This window comes from Brevibacterium sediminis (assembly GCF_013623905.1).
GTDB classification, from domain to species: domain Bacteria; phylum Actinomycetota; class Actinomycetes; order Actinomycetales; family Brevibacteriaceae; genus Brevibacterium; species Brevibacterium sediminis.
The window spans coordinates 1-1725 of sequence record NZ_JABKDD010000036.1 but is presented as its reverse complement, the minus strand read 5'-3'; the positions used below and the strand labels follow the sequence as shown (position 1 = coordinate 1725).

Genomic DNA, 1725 nt, shown 5'->3' with positions numbered 1-1725 from the left:
AGTGCTCGAGCGTGCCAGGGCCAGACAATCAACAGTTTCTCCAAGAAGCTGACGAACATGTTCTCCTCGTTTCTCATCTCAACCGAACATGGTCTGGCCCCGGGGGATGCCCCGGGGCCAGAAGGGGAAGCCGTGGACGGGCCCGCATCACTTCGTCGTCATTGTGACGTCACTGCCGCGCATCTTGCGTCGAGCACACTGGTAGAAAGAATTGCGGACGCGACCACACGGCTGCATAGCTCAACCTGGTTGTGGAAACGTCTCACCTCCTTTCAACGATGAAGTCAGCGCCGTTTGAACCGGGGAGGAGAGCGCTGACAAGCGAGGATTCGGTGGGCGATGACCTGGGCTGCTGAGAGGCCGGGCGACCGGAACAGCTGCCACGATTCGGAGTGCCTGACGACCCGGCACCTGCAGTGACTCACGGCCTGCGGTCCATCACCTGTGTGGTGACTTGTGTCGAGGTCCCGCAGTTCGCGGTCGCTGAGGATGATCGCCCAGAACGCAGCATCGATACCCAGCTGGACGTCTGGTGCACACGTCTGCATGGGAACACCCCACCAGTTGTGGTCAGGCGCTGATGGCTGCCGGTTCAGCAGAGCCTGAGTTGATGGCGATCTTGCGGGGTTTCGCTGATTCCGCGACCGGGATGCTGAGTGTGAGCACACCGGCGTCGTAGTTCGCCGTGATGTTGCTGGTGTCGAGGTTGTCGCCGAGGACGAGTTGTCGGCTGAAGGTCCCGCGGGGTCGCTCTGCCGCGACTGAAGACTCCCCATGGTCGGGGGCGGGCCGTTCAGCTTTGACGGTGACGACGTTGTTCTCGACGTCGAGGTCGATGTTGTCAGGATCAATTCCTGGCAGGTCGAGTTCGACGCGGAAAGTATCGCCGTCGCGCCAGGCGTCCATGGGCATCATCACCGGTCGGGCCGTTGTGCCGGTGGCTCCGAAGATTTCTCTGCTCAGGCGTTCGACTTCGCGGAATGGGTCAGTGCGCATCATGATCATTGGTGAAACCTCCTTTGCTGGATGGCGGATTCGTGCAGATGATATGATCTACATCATCTGATAGACATATTATTTAGTCGATCCGAATAAGAATGTCAACACTCAGTCAGGAGAAATTTTGAGAGAAGGGGAGATGGCGATTTCAGAGTCTGGTGGGCGCTTGTTCTCGATTTCGCGTGTTGCGGAGTTGACCGGTGTCGGGGTGCAGTCATTGCGGCAATACGAGGCTCGTGGGCTGGTGACTCCTGCTCGGAGTGAAGGTGGGACGCGGCGGTTCAGTCGCGCGGATATTGCTCGTCTGCGGCGTGTGCGCGAACTGGTTGACGTTGGCGCGAATCTCGCTAGCATCGGAATCATTCTCGATCTCCAGGATGAGAACACCTCGCTTCGGTACGAATTGAGGAGGATGCAATGATGACGAATGAAGCGCAGCCCGGCGTCGAGGTTCCTGAGCCGGACTGGAGCGAACAGCTCATCGACGTTGCAGCGCATATCGACGATGACGGTAACGAAGACACTGAGCCTCGCATGGGCGCAATTCGCGAGGCGGATGCGGGCGATGTTGCCGATCAATCCATCGTTGTAGAGGTTGATGATGAAGACGGGTGAGAAGCCGCGCTGATCTGATGGCGGCCTATCGGGCTATAGGGGGAAGTTGCTGTGCTTCTTCCATCGGCCTTGCCGGCGTTCGAATGCGAACCGTTCCGCCCGCAACCGCCT

At 59.0% G+C, this 1725-nt stretch carries 3 protein-coding genes; 2 read left to right on the top strand and 1 reads right to left on the bottom strand.

Going from position 1 to position 1725, the window contains the following annotated elements:
- Positions 1–570: 570 nt before the first annotated feature.
- Positions 571–1002, bottom strand: a complete 432-nt coding sequence (locus tag HK108_RS18585; protein WP_062239447.1) for an Hsp20/alpha crystallin family protein — start codon at positions 1000–1002, stop codon at positions 571–573.
- Positions 1003–1138: 136 nt separating this feature from the next.
- Between HK108_RS18585 and HK108_RS18580 the strand changes: the two genes are divergently transcribed.
- Both HK108_RS18580 and HK108_RS18575 read left to right on the top strand, forming a co-directional pair.
- Positions 1139–1420, top strand: coding sequence for a MerR family transcriptional regulator (locus HK108_RS18580; RefSeq protein WP_181272603.1), 282 nt, complete (start codon positions 1139–1141; stop codon positions 1418–1420).
- A complete protein-coding gene (locus tag HK108_RS18575) occupies positions 1417–1614 on the top strand; it encodes an Rv3202a family protein (RefSeq protein ID WP_181272602.1) in 198 nt (65 codons plus the stop codon). The genes HK108_RS18580 and HK108_RS18575 overlap by 4 nt, the downstream gene beginning before the upstream one ends.
- Positions 1615–1725: the final 111 nt, after the last annotated feature.

What these genes read in the sequence shown, in the direction of transcription:
- HK108_RS18580 (WP_181272603.1), top strand. Translation starts at nt 1,139, where the DNA reads ATGGCGATTTCAGAGTCTGGTGGGCGCTTGTTCTCGATTTCGCGTGTT.
- HK108_RS18575 (WP_181272602.1), top strand. Translation starts at nt 1,417, where the DNA reads ATGATGACGAATGAAGCGCAGCCCGGCGTCGAGGTTCCTGAGCCGGAC.